General features: G+C 47.5%; 9 protein-coding genes. 7 read left to right on the top strand and 2 right to left on the bottom strand.

Annotated features, from left to right (window positions below):
• Nucleotides 1-55 precede the first annotated feature (55 nt).
• Nucleotides 56-2,365: an AraC family transcriptional regulator gene (locus V6W81_RS26680; RefSeq protein ID WP_338540881.1), complete on the bottom strand. Its 2,310-nt coding sequence runs from the start codon at nucleotides 2,363-2,365 to the stop codon at nucleotides 56-58.
• A 357-nt stretch (nucleotides 2,366-2,722) separates the two neighbouring features.
• Here V6W81_RS26680 and V6W81_RS26675 point away from each other — a divergent pair, with 357 nt between their 5' ends.
• Nucleotides 2,723-5,434 carry an S-layer homology domain-containing protein gene (locus tag V6W81_RS26675; RefSeq protein ID WP_338540880.1) on the top strand — a complete coding sequence of 904 codons (2,712 nt, stop codon included), beginning with the start codon at nucleotides 2,723-2,725 and terminating at the stop codon, nucleotides 5,432-5,434.
• Between the two features lie 149 nt (nucleotides 5,435-5,583).
• Here V6W81_RS26675 and V6W81_RS26670 read toward each other — a convergent pair whose 3' ends face one another.
• Complete coding sequence (locus tag V6W81_RS26670; RefSeq protein WP_338540879.1) at nucleotides 5,584-7,815, bottom strand: methyl-accepting chemotaxis protein; 2,232 nt, start codon at nucleotides 7,813-7,815, stop codon at nucleotides 5,584-5,586.
• A gap of 436 nt (nucleotides 7,816-8,251) precedes the next feature.
• Between V6W81_RS26670 and V6W81_RS26665 the strand changes: the two genes are divergently transcribed.
• The 6 genes from V6W81_RS26665 to V6W81_RS26640 all read left to right on the top strand — a co-directional run bounded on the left by V6W81_RS26665 (nucleotide 8,252) and on the right by V6W81_RS26640 (nucleotide 14,663).
• Nucleotides 8,252-9,073 (top strand): ABC transporter ATP-binding protein, encoded by an 822-nt coding sequence (locus tag V6W81_RS26665; RefSeq protein ID WP_338540878.1) that lies wholly within the window; start codon nucleotides 8,252-8,254, stop codon nucleotides 9,071-9,073.
• Entirely contained in the window at nucleotides 9,042-9,866 is an 825-nt protein-coding gene (locus V6W81_RS26660) for an ABC transporter permease (RefSeq protein WP_338540877.1), read from the top strand. Before V6W81_RS26665 ends, V6W81_RS26660 begins: the two co-directional genes overlap by 32 nt.
• On the top strand, nucleotides 9,863-10,804 hold the full coding sequence (locus tag V6W81_RS26655; RefSeq protein WP_338540876.1) for an ABC transporter permease: 942 nt from the start codon (nucleotides 9,863-9,865) through the stop codon (nucleotides 10,802-10,804). The genes V6W81_RS26660 and V6W81_RS26655 overlap by 4 nt, the downstream gene beginning before the upstream one ends.
• Nucleotides 10,805-10,883: 79 nt before the next feature.
• Nucleotides 10,884-11,948: an ABC transporter substrate-binding protein gene (locus V6W81_RS26650; RefSeq protein WP_338540875.1), complete on the top strand. Its 1,065-nt coding sequence runs from the start codon at nucleotides 10,884-10,886 to the stop codon at nucleotides 11,946-11,948.
• A 17-nt stretch (nucleotides 11,949-11,965) separates the two neighbouring features.
• Nucleotides 11,966-13,414, top strand: a complete 1,449-nt coding sequence (locus tag V6W81_RS26645) for an aspartate aminotransferase family protein (RefSeq protein ID WP_338540874.1) — start codon at nucleotides 11,966-11,968, stop codon at nucleotides 13,412-13,414.
• On the top strand, nucleotides 13,386-14,663 hold the full coding sequence (locus tag V6W81_RS26640) for a M20 family metallo-hydrolase (protein WP_338540873.1): 1,278 nt from the start codon (nucleotides 13,386-13,388) through the stop codon (nucleotides 14,661-14,663). Before V6W81_RS26645 ends, V6W81_RS26640 begins: the two co-directional genes overlap by 29 nt.
• Nucleotides 14,664-14,677: the final 14 nt, after the last annotated feature.

The raw sequence follows: 14,677 nt of genomic DNA, 5'->3' as shown, positions 1-14,677 counted from the left end.
AAAGGTTGAGGTTCATAGTAGCTCCTTCACATTTTTTTTGGATTCCTGCTGTGGATCAGTTCGTCAGGCTACGCATGAAGTTTTTCGGGGTGCAGCCGTGGATTTCTTTGAACTTCTTAATGAAATAAGCAGGGGTACGGTAACCGACGGTGCTCGCAACTTGCTCAATGGTAAGTTCTCGCATTGCAATGAGTTCGCGTGCACGTTCCATCCTCTGATTGGTGACATATTCCGAATATACAATGCCCGTCTCTTCTTTGAAGATTTTACTGAGATATTTGGGGCTGATGAACACTTGCTCAGAGACATGGTCTAGGGTGAGATCGCCAGAGATATTGTCACGAATATAAGCTTTGACCGCGGAGATCGTATCTGGGCTCCTGACCTCGCTTCGTTTCTCTACATGTGTAATAAACTCGGTGATTAGATGAACCATCCACTCCGAATAGGTGTTGATATTGTAGAGTGATGCAAATTGCTTGTACAAACTATTGGCGTTTGCATCAGCAGGCTGCCAGCGTACCTGATTAATGCAGTTAGAGTAAATTGATACCGCTTTCAATAAAAAAATCCGGCTATATTCGGCTGAATACCTTCCTTCCTTTATGGTCGAGACCAACTCATGAATGGCATTAGCCGTACCATCCACATCACGGAGCTGTAATTTCTTTTCAAAGTTCACAAGGTATGAATCTGGAATTTCCAAGCTGCTAGTCTCCCTGTCCAGAAGTCCAAGATCTTGAATCGCAGACTGCTCGGGGAAGAAATAGCTATATTGAATCAGTGCATTAGCCTGGTGATAGCTCGTATAGATCTGAGTATAGTGATCCACCCAGCCACCCAATGATAGTGCAAATTCTAGGCCGAATCGGTCTCTTGCCTCGGAATGAATGAATTCAACAATATGATCCGAGAGAGGCTCCTCAGGTTGGTTGGTACAGATAATGACCACCATTTTGTGATCCTGCAGTTCCTCTGCGAGCAGCCTTGTTCCTTCTATCTCGGCTGTTTCTAACTGCTGGATCATCGAGTATAACGTATGCTGCGACTGTCGTGGCTGCATTTCCTTCCACTTTTCACTGACGGGATCAATGACGATACAGCGGAAGCGAGAGTAGGCCATCGAAACGTGAATAGACTGCAGCTGCTCCGTAAGCTCTTCCGGCGTAAATCGATTATGGATCATGTTGAGCATAATGCTATGCTTAATCATTTTGTGATTGGCCTGCAACGTTTCTTCCAGACTATCGACTTTGCTAGACAGGCTGTTAATAGCGGTATCAATGAAGCGATACTCATTCTGCCGTAGGCTGGCTGGGCTATCCACCCGTTCTTTAATATTATTCAGGATTCGCTTGACCGGACTGTAGTTGGCTACTGTAAATATGGAAGACATCGCTATCCCAACGGCGACAGCGAGCAATCCGAGCAGGAGCGAAACTTCCTTCAAGCTATCCAGTTTGTAATAGAAGTTTTTGTTAGGCGTAGTCGTGTATATCCTCCAGCCATTGCCTTTGAATTGATCCTGGGAAATGACATATGAATCATGGTCAAAGATATGCGTAAAGCTCTCATCCGCAGAAGAAGTGGACAGCAGGGACTGTAACAAATTCTCCTTGGTAGTGGTGCCTAACAAGGTTTTGTCGGCGGCCGAAATAACAGTTCCTTGCTGATCTACGATAAATGTACTCGCATAGTCGGCAGGAATCATATTTTCGATAATCTGACTGATCGTAGATTCTTTGATATCAATCGCAATCATGACCTTACTGCTCTGTCCAGACGATTGAAACGGATAACTGCGGACATAGGTAATTAAAGGCGTTTTATTGTTCTCTATGGATTGTTCAATATAAGCATCCTGAGGAACCATACGCGTCTGCGTCCATAAGGAGCTTTCTTCTGTTTCCTTCATGGCCGTAGCCCAATCAGCAATCTGATCCACCCGTTCAGGCGCATCCTTATAGAGCATCAGCCCATGTGCGGACGAGATCATGAATTGATTCTTCGTATCGTATATATGAATGGATTCAATAAGATCGGAATAATTTTGCACCTGATTTTTGAGTAACTGTTCGATATCCAGTATCTTGCCATGGTTTCCTTTTAAGCTATCTATATCAATATTAACAGGACTACCCAGCGCTAAAGACAGATAGACCTGATTCACCTTCTGAATGACGGAACTCTCCATATAATTGACCGTGTTTTTGAGCAGCAATTGTTTGTTGTTACGTATCTCTTTGCTGTATTGATGGGAGAAGAAGAGGTATAGGATCGAGCCAAAAAGAAGCGCAATGACAAGGACGACAGCGATATAGGAAAAAACCATCCTAGATCTTACAGATTGAAACAGCTCGCGCATCCATGTTCCTCCTTCACAATTGGTTTCTACATAACTCAATCATTATATAATAGCCGCCGGACGAGAGATCATGTTGATCGAAATTTAACAAACTTACCTCAGAAAATTTACCTAAAATTTAAAAAGATTTTACAAACAACTACAGTATAGATGACGATTCTAGGATTCTCTCTATTTTTTTGAAAAAAAAGCTCCAAAACGTACGGATTTGATATAAAACGGAATTTGTTCTATAGATGCCAGGCGCCCCCAGATGCTAATGTTACGGCATATCAGACATCTAGATGGAACACTTCTCATCATTTGCTGGTGCGGTAGTCAAAATAATTACGATTATGGGAGCGTGTATTGCAGGCCATGAGAAAACCACTTAAAAAATCACTCGCATTACTTCTAATGTTGTCTATGGTAAGTCCGACGTTTGCGGATCGGGGTTATGCAGCTGACCAGAAACTTCAGTTCTCTGACATTAAAGGACACTGGGCGGAAGCGAACATTCAAGCTTGGGGTAATGAGGGATTAATTCGAGGTTACTTGGATCATTCATTCAAACCGAATGCGTATATTACTAGAGCAGAATTTATGAATCTGGTGAATGGGGCTTTTGGATACACAGGACAAGCTACAATTAACTATAACGATGTTTCTGACCAAGCATGGTATTACGAAGCGGTGTCTATAGCGAATGCTGCTGGATATATAGATGGTTACACGGATGGTACGATGAAGCCGCAAGATCCAATTACACGTCAAGAAGCGGCCAAAATTATTACAGGAATTCTGAATCTCGAACTAAATGAAGAGGCAGCTAATACGTTTAGTGATGCATCCTCTATCGCAGATTGGAGCAAAGGGGCTGTAGGTGGAGCGGCAGCAGCCAAAATTATCGCTGGATATGCAGATGGAAGCTTCAAACCACTTCGTTCCATCACTCGTGCAGAAGCTGTAAGTGCATTGGTGAATGCACAGGAAATCGATTCGAACACAGCGATTAAACCAGCTAAGCCTAAGGGAACAGCCAACGTATTGAATGTGGCTCCTCCTGCGGATGAAGCTCGTTTATCTGCAGTCGAGCATGGAGGCAATGCAGATGACGGTACACTCAAAAATGTTGTAGCAACCAATCCATTTATCGATATTTTGGACGGTTTCGATCAAGTATGGTCCATCAATCAACCGGAGTGGAGAGATGGAACAGCTGAGACCAAACCTGGTGCGGGTGATAAAGTTGCGAAGTATGGTGATGGACCGACTCCATATTATGACGGCTTCAAAAATGATCCAACCGTGCCCGTTGCAGATCAGAAAACTTTTGCAAATGTAGAGATTCGCAACGAAGCAACGTGGGTTGCCAATATCAAATATGTTGAAGATGTAACGCAAAATCGTACCGATGAAGAGGCTTTAGCAGCCTATTATGATGACCAGCGCGATAAAATCTACAGTATGATGGAAGGCTTCGGCCCGCTGGCTAACACATATGTGGACATCATTAAGCCGGTGACAAGTATTGAGCGAAGCGTGGACGAGATGAACGTTGATCTGAAAGAAGAAACGGTAGAAGATGAAAGCCAAGGCCTTGGAAGTGACTGGTCCAAAACAGAGCTTGCTGACATGGCCGCTCTAGTGGATCTGGTTCGTTTCAAAACACCTGCTTCATCCAATCCAGCGAAATACTTCTTCTCTTCCCCAAGACCGTGGAGAATGAATTCGAACGGAGAAGTGAAAGAGGTCGTAGATAGCAAGGGATTGCCTGTATGGGAAACACTGGGTGAAGGTGAAGCCAAAGAGGAGCCGCTGCCATCCGGAGGAACGAAAGCTTCAGGAGAGAAGCATGTCCAGCAGTATGAGAGCAATGTGAAGCTCATTCCTGCATTAAGTTATGTGAGAAGAATCGCTGAGGATGGACAAGGAAAAGACGGAGGATATCCAAGTGGACATACAAGTGCGTCCTACTTGTCCGTACTTCCATTTGCTTACGCTACGCCTGAACGATTCTCTGAGTTGTTGACGAGAGCAGCACAGATGGGTGAGAACCGTGTTGTCACGGGCATGCACTCCCCACTTGATGTAATTGGCGCACGTATCCAAGCTACAGCGATGACGGCATATGCGTTCAATAAAAAAGAGAATCAAGAAGTGCTGGATAAGGCTTATGAGAATGCAGGAGAAGTATTTGGCGCATTAGCTAAAGAAAAAAATATGAGTCTGTATGAATATGCGCACACGGTAACAGAGGATTACAACTTTAAGAGTGCATATGACGAGAAGAAATGGGAAGATCATGACGCGAACAAAGCCTTCTATAGAGAGAAGATGACGTATGGTCTGCCACAGACAGGAACAAAAGGTCTGGCGCCTGTTGTGCCGCTCGGAGCAGAAGCATTGCTGGAAACTCGCCAACCTTATTTAACGGATGAGCAACGTAGAGAAGTATTGTATACAACATCCATTGATTCCGGTTACCCTGTACTAGACGAGTCTAAGGGCTGGGGTAGATTAGATCTGGTGACAGCATCGGATGGTTATGGCGCATTCTTAAGCAATGTCACTGTAGATATGGACGCTTCCAAAGGACGTTTCAATGCAGAGGACTGGTGGAGAAATAATATCTCTGGCATTGGTATGTTAACCAAGAAGGGTACAGGAACACTTACATTGACGGGGAAAAACAGCTATACAGGTGGAACCTTGGTGCAGGCCGGAACACTGAAGGCTGAATCCACAACGGCATTTGGTACAGGTGATCTGTATTTGGAAAATGGTGAGATTGTCGTTGATACGGATGGGGCACTCAATCTGAACAGAAACTTTACTGTAGATAATGGAACGCTCGACATTGTTGTGAAGAATAATCTCAATGCAATCAATGTCGGCAAGAAGCTGTACCTGGATGGAGGAACCCTCAATCTTGATCTGTCTAACTATAAAATTGAAGGCTCCAAAGACATTACCTTGATTACTGCGAATGGAATTAAAGGTGAATTCGACCGTGTAACTGCTGACGGTTATGAGGTTACTGTCTCGTACCAAGATAATCGTGTCGTTGCTCATGTTGTGGCTAAATAATATTTAAGTCGTGTCTGAAAACTTGCTAATCTAAGTAACGCATTATGTATACAAAAAGCATCTGTCATTGCCTTCATTGTTGTTAGGTATAATTCACAACAACGAAGGAGGTGCAGATGCTTTTTCTTATGTGCTCGTATGTTTACTCGTCAACCTTTAAGGATGCCCGTATCCGTTTGGGGGTGAGTTAACTGAAACTGTCCCACCACCTGTTGCAAAAATAAAGTAATGACTTCGACATCACGTGAAGAATGTTGTACCTGTAACATATCGTGCAGAAGCTCCCGCATCTCTGTCTCAACCTCAGCAGAAGTAGAGCGATTTTGATGACTGATCGCTGCGATGTTCTCCATGAGCATAACGACCTCATCAACCACTTGTGTTCGCTCAGCATCTTCCGCGGTGGCACTTTGCAATAACTGTGAGGCTGCCTGCACGAGAGTAGTTCCTTCCGTAAGAACCTGATCGCCTTCTCGGATGGATTGGGATGCTGTGTTAGCTGCGGTAGAGATTTTACTCAGAATGTGATGAATATCTTCTGTTGAGGAACGGGACAACTCAGCGAGCTTGCGTATCTCCCCAGCGACAACAGCGAAGCCGCGTCCATGCTCTCCAACATGAGCGGCTTCAATAGAAGCGTTCAATGCCAGCAGATTGGTCTGAGCCGAGATCTCATTAATGACAGCCAGTGCACGGTAGATATCCTGCATCGTATCCATAAAAGACAAGATCGTGCGATTGGTATCGGACACGGCTCCAGAGATCTGAACCATTTTGTCACCGATACGCTCTACTTCTTGCTGGGCAACTTGAATTTGTGCTGTTGCACTGGCTTCAAGCTGGTGCAGCGTATGACGCATGTGATCTGCGGCAATCTTAGCCTGATCTAGATCCTCAAGCTGTGTACGTATACCTTGAATCATGAAGCTTAGCTTACGATTGACACGCGCTGTCGTGCCTTGTGTCGTCTCTGTTGATGTCCGCATCTGAACTTGATTGTCCAGAACATCCACGGTAGCCAGCTGAACTTTGAGCATAATGGCTTCAAGTGAATCGATCATATTATTGATCCATTTCGCTAGTTCACCGGTTTCATCCTGAGCAAAAGTGGACGTATCCAGGCGCTGAGTCAGATCACCTTTGCCTTCGGCATTGATTCGAATAAACCGACTAATACGTCGCATGTCCTCATGCACACGACGATACTGCTTACGCTGCAATTGGCTTGCTGCGAATAACCCGCATATGAGATTGAAAGCGGCGATAGCTCCTGCGCTCCATCCACTGCCGGAGAGAATATACACGAGAACGGCTCCGAGGATCGCCGACAACACAATCCAACGGATGTGCAGCTTGAACTGGCGCCAGCCAATGTTACGCACCTGATACACTTCCTCCAAGTCCCCCTCACACATCATACCCCAGCGATCCGGGCAGTGTGGAAGCTGAAACGTAATCCCCTTACCTATGACAGGGATATGGCGGTAATCGGAGTAGCCGGGAAAGGCAACAAACAAGTTAGAGCCATGTTGAATCGTATTCTCCACTCCAGGATGTAATTTTCCAGTGGAAGGATCGGTGAACAATAGCTCAAGCTCGGTATGTTCCTTGACAGAAACAGTACCCCATTCGGTTGTGACACCGTCTTTGAGATTTTCTCCGTGAGTGAAGGTTCGATCCTCGAATCGGCTACGGGATAGAGCTGTTCCGGGCTGCAGATGCGGTCGTATCGTTGATTCCGCCATGAAAATGTAGTTATCACCCGAATCGGGGTAAATATGGCCGGACTCTCTTTGAATTAAATCGCCTAATACATCGTTCGGAATACGGCTGCATAGCGCTCCAACATAGCGTCCCTCGTGTACGATGGGAGCAACAAACATCAGGGTGACATCATCATGAAAAGAAGACGAACGCGCGCCAATCTCCAGGGTGAGTGGATCAGAGTAAGGGCCATAGAGGCACTTTCTGCCCTTGATATCTGCTCTGGCATACCGTATACCTGGTTCAAACCCTTCATCATTGTTGCTGTAAACCTTCCCAATATGCTTCGGATAAGTGGAGAATACAACCTCGTTTTGCTCATTCACCATAAATAGCTCTGTACAATCTTTTGCTCTTGCATAACTTCCTTTGAACCACACGCTTAGTTTGCTAAGAGACTGGGAACCTTGTAATACATCTTGGGGCTCATGCGACTGAACTTGCTGCAATAATCGATCCAGATGATCCCATTGTTCATCCGCCCAGTCCATGAGAAGCTGACGTCTTGTTTCGGCAATCCCCTCAAAAATCTGTTCTACATCTTCCTTGATATGTACGTTTAACCGATACGACCGCCACAGCGGCCAACCCTTATTCCACCCGAGCCAGTCAAACACGCCAAACACCCCCGATTGTTGAATGTGAATGCTTCTCTCTCTTTCTCTCTATATAAGTCTTATACAAGAAAACCACCAAGAATACGAGGGCATATGCCGAATTTTCCGAATATTCATTCAAAAAATACAAATAATATACGGTTTATAAAAATGAGATGTAAGCTATCTATGGCATGATGATCCTCTAACAATTGAAATTTATGATTGAGTTATATCCTTGTTAGGTAACCTCTCCTCCATATCTGTCTCACTTTACACTCTGTAACATGAACGAGCCTATTCTAAAAACAGTCTGTATAATGTAATCCTCGCTCAATGTTATATAGTATTACCTAACCAGTTAAATCTGTAATGTTCGTGAACACGACTCGGTTCAACAACCTCCCATTCACCCTGAGTGCGATAAGAAGTCACTTCCGCGAAAAGGAGAATGCCTATGTCCTCCATAAACGTCCCTGTTCCAGATGTCTGCCACATTGAAGTGGATCATGTGTCCGTTGTTTTTGGAACTGGAACACAACAGGTAACGGCACTGTCAGATGTTTCGTTTCACATCGGTTCCAATGAATTTGTCTCTCTGCTTGGGCCGTCCGGCTGTGGCAAATCCACCTTATTGCGACTGGTTGCCGATCTGCTCCAGCCCACGTCCGGTTCTGTCCGCATTGCCGGGGATGAGCCGGAAAAAGCAAGGTTACAGCGACAGTTCGGCATCGTATTTCAGACCCCCGCTTTGTTCGACTGGCGCACGGTGCGTCACAATGTAGAATTACCGCTGGAGCTGCTCGGTACGAGTAAGAAGGAATGCAGGCGCATGAGTGCTGAACTGCTTGAGCTGGTCGGTCTCACCCGATTTGCTGACCATTATCCTTGGCAACTCAGTGGGGGGATGCAGCAGCGGGTGTCGATTGCGAGAGCACTTGCGCTTGATCCACCATTGTTACTCATGGATGAACCATTCTCCGCCTTGGATGAATTCACCAAAGAAAAATTACAATTAGAACTGCTCGATATTAAGCGTTCCACAGGCAAAACCTTCCTCTTTGTTACACACAGTATCCCAGAAGCTGTATTCCTATCAGACCGGATTATCGTTCTCTCTGCACATCCGGGTCAGGTACATTCCATACATCCCGTTGAATTGCCCTTAGAACGTCATCGTGAACTGAGGGAAACGGAAGCCTTTTATCAGATGATTACAACGATTCGCAATTGTTTCTATGAGGAGCGTGATCCGTCTGATACCTCTGCGCTCTTATAAACCTGGCTATCGTTCTTGGGTCGCGATCTGGATTATTCTCCTGCTCCTGTTATGGGAAGGCATCGCCTGGATACTCCATGCATCCATGACTCCCCAACAGGCATCATCTCGCCTACCTTATCTACATGATGTGGTTATTGCGCTATTAAGGCATGCAGGCACGCTGGCTGAACAAGGAAGTGTGACGTTTGGTAATGCGGCAATTGGTTTTGCAGGGGGTACGCTTCTGGGTCTAGCGCTAGCACTTCTGATGAGTATAGCCGTCTGGCTGGAGCGTACATTGTCGCCTTATGTGATTTCCTCACAGATGGTTCCGGTCATTGGTCTTGCCCCGATTGTGTACGGCATTATCCATAACGCCGAGTGGGCGCGGATCGTGATGGCCGCATACGTTACCTTTTTCCCGATTATCATTCACACGCTGAAAGGTTTGAAAAGCACTGCCCCGGAGCATCTGGAGCTCATGCGCTCCTGTGGAGCCTCGTTGTCAGCCCGGTATATTAAGTGTTTGTTACCTTCTGCGCTGCCTGGTTTATTCTCTGGGATGAAAATCGCCGCTCCGCTCGCTGTAACTTCTTCGATTGTAGTGGAGCTAATGGGTGCTCCCGATGGATTAGGCGTACTTATGGTGAGTTCCTTGTACTATGGTAACGCCCAAGTTGGCATGTTCTGGGCAACGATCATGCTAAGTATGGGCATCGGATTGATCTCGTATATGGTCATCAGCCTTGCTGAACGTTGGTTAACACCTTGGCAGCCTGAATTCAGAAGCAAGAGAGGAGGGGCTGCATGAATGATCATGTATGGAAACATCGGAATAAGGAGGATCGAGTGACGGCGGCCGTATCTGGAGGAACATCCATGTCCAGCTCCGCCATAATCACCCCCACTTCTGCTTCAGCTTCCCGATTACAGGAACAACAAGGACAAGCCGAAGAGAGGCGATGGACTCGTCGCTTGCGTGGACGATCCATGGGTTTGCGTCTGCTCCCAGCGCTTGCAGGACTTATATTTCTTCTTCTCTGGCAACTTAGGCTATTCCACTACATGTTCTCCCTAGAAATTTATCAATTGCCTGTACCTTCTTCCATTGCAAGCTCAATCAAAGACAATGCAGAAATGCTCTTCCGTTATGCAATGTATAGCGGCACCGAAATGTTAGGTGGTTTCTTGTTAGGTTCTTCGCTAGGCGCACTTGCCGCTATAGTTGCCTGCTTCTTTCCTACGAGTGGAAAGGCGGCAGTTGCCGTGATGTCTGCACTGAACGCAATACCAATCGTTGCACTGGCACCGATTATGAACAACTGGTTTGGGGACGGAATCTGGTCGCGTATTGCGGTAGTAGCAGTCATTACCATGGCTGCTATGGCTGTCAGTTTATTCAAAGGGCTAACCTTCATCCAGCCACAGTACCATGAATTGCTCGGGGGTCTTGCGGCGAGTAAAATGCAAATTTTTATCAAGCTGCGCTTACCTCATGCCCTGCCTGCACTGTTCGCTGGATTGAAGATTAATATGTCGACCAGCATTATTGGGGCCATCGTAGGGGAGTTTTTCATCGCTTCACAGGGTCTGGGATATCTGCTCTCTGATCAGATTCGCCTGGCGAATATGCCGCTTGCCTGGTCTTGCATTGTTATCGCCGCTGTCCTTGGGATTGTGCTCTATGAAGCGGTGGTGCTGGCAGAGAAACGCCTGATCCCTTGGAGCCGTGTTCGCACAGATCCCTGACTGGACATCGAGTAGAGTCCTGATATTACATGCAATCGGCATAACCCAAAATCCATATCAATAGGGGGTTGTTCTTCACATGTACCGACCGTTAAAACCTGGTTTTCTAGTGTTGATGCTGCTGGTTGTTACTATGTTAGGTGCGTGTTCGACAGATTCTAAGCCGGCTACGACTCCTGCTGTTGCGGGTGCAGGGGAAGCAGAAGGTGAGGGTCAGTCTTTAACGAAAGTGAAGATCCAACTCAAATGGGTACCACAGGCTCAGTTTGCAGGTATATATGCTGCCAAGGAGCAGGGTTTCTTCGCCGATGAGGGCATCGATGCCGAGATTATTCCCGGAGGGCCGGATATCGTCATAGAACAACAGGTCGTCAATGGTGCTGCAGATGTTGGGGTAACCGGGGTAGACAGCTTGCTGGTCAGCCGGGATAACGGACTCCCGCTCGTATCACTGGCGCAAATTTCGCAAAAGAGCAGTTATCGATTAATTGCCAAGAAATCTGCGGGGATCACCGATCCTACTCAGATGAAGGGCAAGAAGGTTAGTACTTGGTTTGGCAGCCAACAATTCCAGGTGCTCGCCTTTATGGAGAAGAATGGCCTTGATCCGAAGAAGGATATCGAGCTGGTCAAACAGGGATTCACGATGGATCAATTCTTCAATGACCAGGTGGATGTGGCTACAGCAACCATCTATAACGAATTTCATGTGGTACTGGAGAGCGGTGTGAAGGAATCGGATTTGGATGTATTCAACATTGAGGATGCGGGTGTGGGCATGTTGGAGGATACCCTTATTGCGAAGAAAGACTGGGTAGACGGCAATCGGGATCTGGCGGTCAAAGTTACGCGTGCCATTCTGAAAGGCTGGAACTACGCAATTGATAACCAAGAGGAGACGGTAGATGCCGTCATGAAAAATGTAACCGAGGGCAGCACCACTCGTGAGCACCAAGTGACCATGCTGGAAGAGATTGCGAAGTTAATTCGCCCCGAAGGTTTTACCGAACAGCAGGTTGGCAGCTTCGTCGATGAGTCCTTCACGCGAACGGCGGACATCGCCCTAAATTATGGTTTGATCAAAAAAGCCGCAAATCTGGATGAAGCATTAGAGAGAAGTATCTATGAAGATGCAGTGAAATAGATGGAGGAGGATGACGCATGAACTCTGTGGATCAGCAGCCTCAGCCACTTGGGGATACGAAGGAAGAATGGCTGGTGAAGGATCGTCAATATGTGTGGCATCACATCTCCCCGCATAACGATCATCCGATGATTGCCGTCAGCGGTGAAGGAAGCTGGATTATGGATCAGGATGGCTCGCGTTATTTGGATGCGATGTCCGGATTGTGGTGTGTGAACGTTGGGCATGGGCGGGAGGAAATTGCCAGAAGTGCCTACGAGCAGATGAAAGCACTCGCCTATGTCCCAATGACCCAGAGTCATGAGCCGGCAATCCTGCTCGCAGAGAAGCTGAATGACTGGCTGGAGGGGGAGTATCGGATCTTTTTCTCCAACTCGGGCTCGGATGCCAATGAGGTAGCTTTCAAAATAGCCCGTCAGTATCATCACCAGAATGGTGAGCCTACTCGGCACAAATTCATCTCTCGTCACCGTGCATATCACGGCAACTCCATGGGAGCACTGGGCGCTACGGGGCAAGCGGCTCGCAAGATCAAATACGAACCCCTCGGCGTTGGTTTCACTCATGTACCTCCGCCGTATTGTTATCGTTGTCCATTCGGTAAGAGTAAGGACGGATGCGGGCTAGAGTGCGCGACGATCTATGAAGAGGTCATACGCTGGGAAGGGCCAGAGACCGTAGCCGCAGTTATTATGGAGCCAGTTATTACAGGGGGTGGCATGATTGTGCCTCCTCCGGATTATATGCGCACGGTACAGGAGATCTGTGAGCGCTATGGTGTACTGTTGATCGTCGATGAGGTCATTTGTGGTTTTGGTCGCTCAGGGCAAAAGTTCGGACATCACAATTACGGTGTTAAGCCTGATATTGTGACGATGGCGAAAGGCATGACCAGTGCGTACTCTCCATTATCGGCTACCGCCGTAAGAGCGGACATGTACGATTCGTTCAAGGAACCTGGCGCGGATACACACCTTCGTCATGTGAACACCTTCGGGGGCAATCCGGTGTCTTGCCGGGTAGCGCTGGCGAATCTGGAGATTATTGAACGTGAGAATCTAGTTAGTCAAGCTGAGTGGCTGGGGCAATTGCTCCGTGAGAAGCTCGAACCGCTCTTGTCGCTTTCGGTGGTCGGTGACATTCGCTCCTTCGGATTCGCCTGCGGCATCGAATTGATTGAGGCGGATGGCTCTCCGGCCAGAGCCGATCAGGTAATGAAGGTACTCGCTAGCTGTAAAAAGGATGGCATTCTCATCGGTAAAAATGGGGATACCGTACCAGGGTTTGCAAATATTCTGACGATTTCACCGCCATTCGTCACAACGGAAGCAGAGCTGGATCTCATTGCAAGCAGCCTACTGACTGCACTACGTAATCTGGATGCAAGTTCATTAGACATGAACGGTGAAGCCATAACTGTACAAGGAGGAGTTCGAAGTGCAGACGACTCAGGGAATCACCATTAATCAGGTTCGGTTGGATGAGCGAATTGAACAACTATCTCGTATTGGACGCATCGCAGATACCGGTGTCTGTCGCTTGGCGCTGACACCAGAAGATATGGAAGGCATCATTCAGGTTCGTCTCTGGATGGAAGAGGCAGGGCTTACCACTCGGCTTGATGCGTTTGGCAATTTGATTGCTCGCTTGGAAGGTACAGACCCATCGCTACCGCTCCTTATGCTGGGTTCACACATCGATTCTCAGCCATATGGTGGCCACTATGATGGGGCAATTGGAGTGCTCGGTGCGCTCGAAGCTGTTCAATGTCTGATGGAGCAAGGGATCCAGCCCGCGATGTCCATTGAAGTCGTTGCCTTTTGTGACGAAGAGGGTTCGCGTTTCAATAAAGGTCTGTTCGGCTCCCGTGGGATAACCGGGCAGTTGGAGGAAGGCGAGCTGGAGCGACAGGATAAGCATGGGGTGACGCGGCGAGAAGCGCTTGAGTCTTTTGGCTGCTCCCCAGCACAATTTGCCGAATCGGTATACCCGCCTGGAGCGATTGGCGCATATCTGGAGCTGCATATTGAACAGGGGCCTGTACTGGAATCGATAGATGCGCAAGTGGGTGTAGTAACCGGGATTTCAGGGCCATTGTGGCTCACGGTGACCATGAAGGGAATGGCAGGTCATGCTGGTTCGGTTCCGATGGGGATGCGGCATGATGCGCTTGTTGGCAGCGCCAAAGTCATTGCTGCGTTTGATGAGATGGTACGCGAAGATCCTGGTGCACCAACGGTAGGAACAGTGGGAAGCCTGAGGGTATTCCCCGATTCACGCAACATCATTCCGGAGGAAGTTAGCTTTACCGTAGATTTGCGGGATATGGAGATGGCGCGTAGAGATCGGCTAGAAGCCCGGTTCATGCAACTGCTGGAGGATGTAAGCAGGCAACATGGGCTGAGCTATTCGCTCACGGTCGATACCAACAGTGAACCGCGTTATTGTGCTGAACGAATTAAATCGACGATTCACTCGTCGGCAGAAGCGATGGGACTGACGTTACCCGAGCTCATGAGTGGGCCTTTCCATGATGCGCTGGCATTATCACACGTATGTGATTACGGCATGATCTTTGTCCGCAGTAAGGACGGCATCAGTCACCATCCGAGTGAATACTCTTCGCCAGAAGATATTACACTGGGCACCGAGGTCTTATACCGTACCGTTCGGCAGATGTGTAATGGTCACACAGTTATCGACACATTTTCCTAAGGAGGTGTTCCAAT

It is taken from the genome of Paenibacillus tundrae, from assembly GCF_036884255.1.
GTDB lineage: Bacteria > Bacillota > Bacilli > Paenibacillales > Paenibacillaceae > Paenibacillus.
Note: the sequence above shows the minus strand (reverse complement) of the source record. Positions and strands in the feature narration are given on the sequence as shown.